The following is an 8,049-nucleotide window of genomic DNA, read 5'->3' as shown; positions in this document are numbered from 1 at the left end:
GTGAACCATGTACAACGCCCCCGACCCCCCACCGATTCCACCCCCACGGTGACCCCGACCACCGGACACCCCACCCCAAACCACCCACCATCCCGACGATCAAGAGGCCCACATCAAAACGGCGAAATCCGACACAAAACACTTGATCAACGGGGTGAGACCGGGGCGTGGTCAGTACGGCGGGCTGCCTTCTGCTCGGCTTGCCGGGTCGATGGCAGGCAGGATGGCCGACCGCCACCACCGACGAAGCTGGCTGCTGCAGACGGGTTCCGGCCGCCTCAAGCCGGAGTGCCCCCGGTCCCTTTGCTCTGCTGCCGTCACCGCAACACCGGCGCCGCGCATCCGCTTCAAGCCGCGGGCCAACACGGGCGGACGGCAGGAAGCATCGGCCACGCTCCGTGAGCGTTGCACGGAGGGCAGCAGAGCAAAGGGGGCCGAACAGGTATCACCGCCGGCCGGCGACGACGGATGCTGCCTTGCCTCCGGCCCCCGTCAAAAGCGGGAATTCCGACACAAACCTCTTGATTGACACGACCTGTGGGTGCCGGACCGGATGCCCGGGACCGGAAGTGCCCGGCGAAACCTCGCGGCCGGGGTGGGCGCGCACCCCAAGGGGTGACCCGCCTGAGGCGGTGGTGCAGAGCACCGTTGGGGAACGGGCCGAGGGGCCGGAGGGCTCAGGCGGGGGTGTCGGGGCCGGTGCCGGGGGCGCCGGCCTCCGCGTGCCGGTCGCGCAGCCGGGCCCGGATCTCCTCCGGGGTGTACGCCCGCCGCCGCCGTTCCGCCCGGGCGACGACCACCCCGGTCGCGGCGACACCAGCGAGACCAGCCAGCCCGAGCACCTTCCACCACCGCATCCCTTGCCGCATCCGCTTAGGGTAGACCCCCATGAGCGAACAGAGCGCCGACGGTGCCGGGGTGAGGGTATGAGCATCAGCCTGGACGAGGCCGTGGAGTTGACCCGAACCGGCGACGTGTGGGTGTTCCGGGGCCGTAGCGCGCCCGACCGCGCCATCCAGTTCACCACCAACAGCCCGGTCAACCACGTCGGCATGGCGGTGGTGCTGGACGACATGCCGCCGCTGATGTGGCACGCCGAGTTGGGCCGGTCGCTGCCGGACATGTGGACCGGCACCCATCAGCGCGGGGTGCAGCTGCACGACCTGCGAAACGCGGTCTGCGTCTGGGCCAACCGGTACGGCCAGCGGGCCTGGCTCCGGCAGCTCGAACCGTCCGCCGACGCGGAGATGGAGAAGGCGGTGCTGCGTACCGTCGCCCGCCTCGACGGCACTCCGTTCCCCTCCACCGCCCAGCTCGCCTGGCGCTGGGCGCGGGGCCGGATGCCACGGGTGCGGCTGCCCCTGCCGGCCCGGCGGGACGCCCCCGGCGACGTCGCGGTAGGCGACCGGGCGCTGGAGACGGCGTACTGCGCCGAGGTGGTCGCGGTGACCTACGAGGCGATGGGCCTGCTGCCGGCGGGCCGCCGGCCGAACTGGTACGACCCGGGCCGGTTCTGGAGCGGCGACGACCTCGGCCTGGCCGCCGGGGCCCAGCTCGGCGCCGAGATCGAGGTACACATCCCGCAACGCTGAGCGACGGCGGCGTCGCCCGCCGGGGCGCCGCCCTGGGCCGGTTTGCCAGGGCGGCCGGGTGGCAATTGACAGTCCTCGTGACAGCCCCCGCCGATCTCGACGCGCTGACCGACTTCTTCGACCGGTACGGCGCCGCGCTCACCACCGGTGACGTGGCGGCCGTGGCCGGCTGCTACGCCCTGCCCGGGCTGGTGGTCGCCGACACCTACAGTTTCTCGTTCGTCTCCCCGGCCGCGGTGGCGCTCTCCTTCGTCGGCGCGGCCCCGGACTACCAGGAGCGCGAGCTGGTGGCGGCCAACGCCCTGATCGAGGACGTGCAGCGGGTCTCCGCGCTGCTCATCGAGGTGGCCGTGGAGTGGGAGTTCCTGGACAGCCAGGGGCGGCGGGTGCCCGGCGAGCGCTACCGGTATCTGCTGCGCCGCACCGACAAGGGCCCCGCCATCTGCACGGTCATCCGCATCGCCTGATCCCGCCGAGCCGCAAGGTTCCCGCCGGGGGCCGCAGCCGGGCCCGGTCGCTGCCGGCTGCCGCCGCCCGCGCCCGGCGCCCGCGATGGCGTCCAGCCGTGAGTCGGTGCTTGCAAGATGTCGGCATTGTTGCGCTCTCGTTTGCAAGGTATTGCAGAACCTTTCGGCAAGGGCTAGCGTGCGGGCGAATCACGACCAGAGGAAGGCCGTCGATGAAACGCTCGCCGATGTCCCGTAAGGCGTTGCTCGCCTTGGTCTCCACCCTCACACTCGCCCTCGTCGGCACCCCCGTCGCCGCGCACCAGCTCGCCGCCGAGGCCGCCCCGAACCCGACCGGCACCGACCCTCTCGCCGCCGCCGGGGCGGTGCAGTGGCGCTCCGAACCCTCCGTCGAGGCCCTGCTGAAGGCAGGCTCCGGCGACGCCCGCGCCGAGCAGTTCTACTTCGTCCTGCCAGACCGGTTCGCCAACGGCGACCCGCGCAACGATTCCGGTGGGCTCGCCGGGGACCGGCTGAAGACCGGCCTCGACCCCAAGGACAAGGGCTTCTACCACGGCGGCGACCTCAAGGGGGTGCTGGACAAGCTCGACTACATCCAGGGGCTCGGCACCACGGCGATCTGGCTCGCCCCGATCTTCAAGAACCGGCCCGTGCAGGGCGCAGGCGCGGACGTGTCGGCCGGCTACCACGGCTACTGGATCACCGACTTCACCCAGGTCGACCCGCACTTCGGCACCAATGAGGAGCTGAAGAAGCTGGTCAAGCTCTCGCACCAGCGGGGCATCAAGGTGTACCTCGACGTCATCGTCAACCACACCGCCGACGTCATCAAGTACGCCGAGGGCAAGTACGCGTACATCGACAAGAAGACCGCGCCGTACACCGACGCGCGCGGGCGGGCCTTCGAGGACCGGAACTACGCCGACGGCAACCGGGACTTCCCGAAGGTGAACGCCGGCTCCTTCCCGTACACCCCGGCCTTCGACACCCCGGCCGACGCGAAGGCCAAGGTCCCGGCGTGGCTCAACGACGCCACCATGTACCACAACCGGGGCGACTCGACCTTCTCCGGCGAGAACAGCGAGTACGGCGACTTCTACGGCCTGGACGACCTGTGGACCGAGCGCCCCGAGGTGGTGCGCGGCCTGACCAAGGTCTACGGCGACTGGATCGGCGGCACCGGCGTCGACGGGTTCCGCCTCGACACCGTCAAACACACCAACCTGGAGTTCTGGCCGCAGTTCAGCAGGGGCATCCAGCGGGCCGCCGAAGCCGCCGGAAAGAAGGACTTCTTCATGTTCGGCGAGGTCTACAGTGCAGATCCGGAGATCACCTCCAGTTATGTGCGGCGCGGCGGCCTGCCGGCCACCCTCGACTTCGCGTTCCAGGAGGCGGCCCGGGGCTACACCGCCGCCGACGGCTCCGCGAAAACGCTCGCCGACGTGTACGCCCGCGACGACCTCTACGCCTCCCGGGACACCGACGCCAACCGGCTGACCACCTTCCTCGGCAACCACGACATGGGCCGGATCGGCTCGTTCATCGCGGCCTCCGGCGGCGACGACGCCGCGCAGCTACGCCGCGACCAGCTCGCCCACCAGCTCATGTTCCTCACCCGGGGCCAGCCGGTGGTGTACTCCGGCGACGAGCAGGGCTTCACCGGCCCGGGCGGCGACAAGGACGCCCGGCAGGACATGTTCGCGTCGAAGGTGCCCGACTACCTCGACGACGACCTGATCGGGACCGACCGCACCCACGCCGGCGACCAGTTCGACCCGACGCACCCGCTCTACCGCACCATCGCCGAGCTGGGTCGGCTCCGGCAGGCCCACCCGGCGCTGCGCGACGGCGTCCAGGTCACCCGGTACGCCGCCGACGGCCCCGGTGTCTTCGCCTTCTCCCGGATCGACCCGAAGCGCCGCACCGAGTACGTCGTCGCCGTGAACAACGCCGGTACCGCGCAGACCGTCACCGTGGACACCTGGTCGGCCGGGGCGGCCTTCGCCGGGATCTACGGCGGCGCGGCGACCGCGACCGCCAGGGCCGACGGCAGGCTTGCCGTGACCGTGCCGGCGCTGTCCGCCGTGGTGTACCGGGCCGGCCAGGCGATCCCGCAGGCCGACGCGAAGCCGTCGATCGGCATCACCGCCCCCGCCCCGGACGCCCCGGTCGCCACCCGCGCCGCCGTCACCGCCCAGGTCACCGGCGATCCGCTGGCCACCGTCACCGTCGCCGCCCGGGTCGCCGGCGGCAGGTGGACGCTGCTGGGCAGCGCCCACCGGGCCCCGTACACCGTGCACCACGACCTGACCGGCCTGGCCGGCGGCACGAGGATCGAGTACAAGGCCGTCGTCCGCGACGGCAGGGGGCGCACCGCGAGCACCCGCTCCACCGCCACCGTCGGTACCCCGGCGCAGGGCGCGTCGCGGGACTGGGCGGTGGTGCACTACCAGCGCCCGGCCGGCGGGTACGACGACTGGGGCCTGTACGCCTGGGGCGACATCGACCCCGCGTACGTCACCGAGTGGCCGAAGGGGCAGCCGTTCGCCGGCGAGGACTCGTTCGGCCGGTTCGCCTGGGTGAAGCTGAAGCCGGGCGCGAAGTCGGTCGGCTTCCTGGTCGTCGACTCGGACGGGAACAAGGACGTCGCCAACGACCGGACCATCGACGTCACGCGGACCGGCGAGGTGTGGGTGAAACAGGGCGACGCCGCGCTCTACCCGACCCGGCAGGCGGCCACCGGCGAGCCGGATCCGCCGGTCGACGAGGGCACCGCGCTGATCCACTACCGCCGGGCCGACAACAGCTACGACGGCTGGGGCCTGCACCTGTGGGACGGCGCGGCCAACCCGACCGAGTGGTCCGCCCCGCTCAAGCCGGAGCGGACCGACGCGTTCGGCGCGGTCTTCCGGGTGCCGTTGGCGGCCGGGGCCACCGGGCTGAGCTACATCATCCACAACGGCGACGCCAAGGACCTGCCGGACGACCAGCGGCTCGACTTCGCCGCGGCAGGCCGGGAGGTGTGGCTGCTCGCCGGCACGCCGGGCCGGCTGCTGCCGTCGACCTCGTCCGGGGCGTCCAGGGACGTGGACATCACCCAGCAGAAGGCACAGTGGATCGACCGGTCCACCGTGGCCTGGCAGGCCGGGCCCACCGACGGCCGGACGTACGCCCTGGCGGCCGCCCCGGCCGGCGGGCTGAGCGTCGTCGACGGGGAGCTGTCCGGGACGTACACCACGTTGCCGCTGCGGGCGCAGCGCAACGGGCTCACCGAGGCCCAGCGCGCGAAGCACCCGCACCTGTGGGCGTACCAGGCGTTCAGCCTGGACCGGAGCGACCTGGCGAAGGTCCCGGCGGCGTTGCGCGGGCAGCTCGTGGTGACCGAGCGGGACGCGCGGGGCGCGCTGCTCGGCGCGACCGGGGTGCAGGTCCCGGGCGTGCTCGACGACGTCTACGCCGCCGCCACCGACGCGAGGCTCGGGGCGACCTTCGCCGGCGGGGTGCCCACCCTCGCGGTGTGGGCGCCCACCGCGCGGACGGTGGCGCTGGAACTGTTCGACTCGCCGACCGCCGCGCCGCGCACCGTGTCGATGCGCCGCGACGACCGCACCGGCGTCTGGTCGGCGCGCGGCGACCGGGGCTGGACCGGGAAGTACTACCGGTACCGGGTCGAGGCGTGGCAGCCGGCGGCGCAGAAGGTGGTCACCGCCTCGGTGACCGACCCGTACTCGGTGGCGCTCGCGCCGGACTCCACGCACAGCCAGGTCGTCGACCTGGCCGACCCGGCGCTGGCCCCGAAGGGGTGGGCGAACCTGCGCAAGCCTGCCGCGCCGCCCGCCGCGAAGGCGCAGGTCCAGGAGGTCTCCGTCCGGGACTTCTCCATCGCCGACAGCACCGTGCCGGCCGAGCGGCGGGGCACCTACCTCGCCTTCACCGACCCGGACACGGCCGGGATGAGGCACCTGAGGGCGCTCGGCGGCGCCGGGGTCGACTACCTGCACCTGCTGCCGGCGTTCGACTTCGCCACCATCCCCGAGCGCCGGGCCGACCAGCGGCAGCCGGCCTGTGACCTGGCGAAGCTGCCCCCGGACTCCGACGAGCAGCAGAAGTGCGTGGCGGCGGTGGCGGAGTCCGACGGCTACAACTGGGGGTACGACCCGCTGCACTACACCGTGCCGGAGGGCGGCTACGCCGTCGACCCGGCCGGGGCGAAGCGGACCACCGAGTTCCGCCAGATGGTCGCCGGGGTCAACGGCGCCGGCCTGCGGGTGGTCATGGACGTGGTCTACAACCACACGTCGGCATCGGGCACCGACGGCAAGTCGGTGCTCGACCAGGTCGTGCCGGGCTACTACCACCGGCTGCTGTCCGACGGTACGGTCGCCAACTCGACCTGCTGCGCGAACACCGCCCCCGAGCACGCCATGATGGGCAAGCTGGTGGTCGACTCCCTGGTCACCTGGGCGAAGCAGTACAAGGTGGACGGGTTCCGGTTCGACCTGATGGGCCACCACCCGAAGGCGAACATCCTGGCCGTGCGGGCCGCCCTGGACCGGCTCACCGTCGCCCGCGACGGCGTGGACGGGCAGAAGATCCTGCTGTACGGCGAGGGCTGGAACTTCGGCGAGGTGGCCGACGACGCCCGGTTCGTGCAGGCCACCCAGGCGAACATGGCGGGGACCGGGATCGGCACGTTCAACGACCGGCTCCGTGACGCGGTGCGCGGCGGCGGGCCGTTCGACCCGAACCCGCGGGTGCAGGGCTTCGCGTCGGGCCTGTTCACCGACCCCAACGGCGACCCGGTGAACGGGTCGGCGGCCGAGCAGAAGGCCCGGCTGCTGCACGCCCACGACCTGATCAAGGTCGGGCTGACGGGCAACCTGCGCGGCTACCGGTTCACCGACTCGGCCGGCCGGCAGGTCACCGGCGGCCAGGTCGACTACAACGGCTCGCCCGCCGGCTACACCGCCGCGCCGGGGGAGGCGGTCACCTACGTCGACGCGCACGACAACGAGATCCTGTACGACGCGTTGGCGTACAAGCTGCCGCAGGCCACCTCGGCGGCGGACCGGGCTCGGATGCAGGTGCTCGCCCTCTCCACGGTGGTGATGGGCCAGGGGACCGGGTTCGTGACGGCCGGCTCGGAGCGGCTGCGCTCGAAGTCGCTGGACCGCAACTCGTACAACTCCGGTGACTGGTTCAACCAGATCCGCTGGGACTGTGCCGATGGCAACGGCTTCGGTGCCGGCCTCCCGCCGGCGGCGGACAACCAGGACAAGTGGCCGTACGCGAAGCCGCTGCTGGCCGATCCGTCGCTGGTGCCGGGCTGCGCGGCAATCGACCTGGCCGATGCCCGGTACGCGGAGCTGCTGCGCATCCGCGAGTCCTCGCCGGTGTTCGGGCTGGCCACCGCCGACCAGGTGCAGAAGCGGGTCGCCTTCCCGCTCTCCGGCACCGCTGAGACCCCGGGCGTGCTCACCATGACCATCGATGCCCGCGGGATCGACGGGAAGTGGCGGTCGGTGACCGTCGTCTTCAACGCCACCCCCGAGGCGGCGCGGCAGCGGGTCGCCGGGCTGCGCGGGGCGGACGTGGCGCTGCACCCGGTGCTGAGGGCCTCCGCCGACCCGGTGCTGCGCACCGCGTCGTTCGACCGGGGCACCGGCACCTTCACGGTGCCGGCGCGCAGCGTGGCGGTCTTCGTCCAGAGGTAGCCGTCGACCGACCGGCCCCCTTCCGTCCGTGGCGGAAGGGGGCCGGCCCGTGTCCGGCCGTCCGCACCGGGAACGGCCGCCGGCCCCGCCCGGTGGGATCCGTGTGCGGATCCTTTCCGAGCGGGGCCGGTGGACTGCCCGTGGCCGGTGTCACCGTTGCCGGCTACCAGCCCTGCCTGCCGTCAGGCGAAGCAGTTGGGGATGTGGCCGGTGCAGTTGGTGGGGTCGTTGTCGATGACGATGGATTCGTCGTCGAGGCGGACTGTGCCGTCGTTG

The 8,049-nt window shown here is 72.4% G+C and carries 4 protein-coding genes; 3 read left to right on the top strand and 1 reads right to left on the bottom strand.

The window, feature by feature from the left end:
• Positions 1–677: 677 nt before the first annotated feature.
• Positions 678–857, bottom strand: coding sequence for a hypothetical protein (locus ACH4T9_RS30075; protein ID WP_396674675.1), 180 nt, complete (start codon positions 855–857; stop codon positions 678–680).
• A gap of 69 nt (positions 858–926) precedes the next feature.
• On the opposite strand from ACH4T9_RS30075, the gene ACH4T9_RS30070 reads away from it, so the two are divergent.
• From ACH4T9_RS30070 to pulA, 3 genes are all read left to right on the top strand, one after another.
• Positions 927–1,592, top strand: coding sequence for a hypothetical protein (locus ACH4T9_RS30070; RefSeq protein WP_396674667.1), 666 nt, complete (start codon positions 927–929; stop codon positions 1,590–1,592).
• A 77-nt stretch (positions 1,593–1,669) separates the two neighbouring features.
• Positions 1,670–2,059: a hypothetical protein gene (locus ACH4T9_RS30065; protein WP_396674665.1), complete on the top strand. Its 390-nt coding sequence runs from the start codon at positions 1,670–1,672 to the stop codon at positions 2,057–2,059.
• A gap of 212 nt (positions 2,060–2,271) precedes the next feature.
• Positions 2,272–7,773: a pullulanase-type alpha-1,6-glucosidase gene (gene pulA, locus ACH4T9_RS30060; protein ID WP_396674663.1), complete on the top strand. Its 5,502-nt coding sequence runs from the start codon at positions 2,272–2,274 to the stop codon at positions 7,771–7,773.
• Positions 7,774–8,049: the final 276 nt, after the last annotated feature.

It is taken from the genome of Micromonospora sp. NPDC020750 (assembly GCF_044334565.1).
Classification (GTDB): domain Bacteria; phylum Actinomycetota; class Actinomycetes; order Mycobacteriales; family Micromonosporaceae; genus Micromonospora.
Note: the sequence above shows the minus strand (reverse complement) of the source record. Positions and strands in the feature narration are given on the sequence as shown.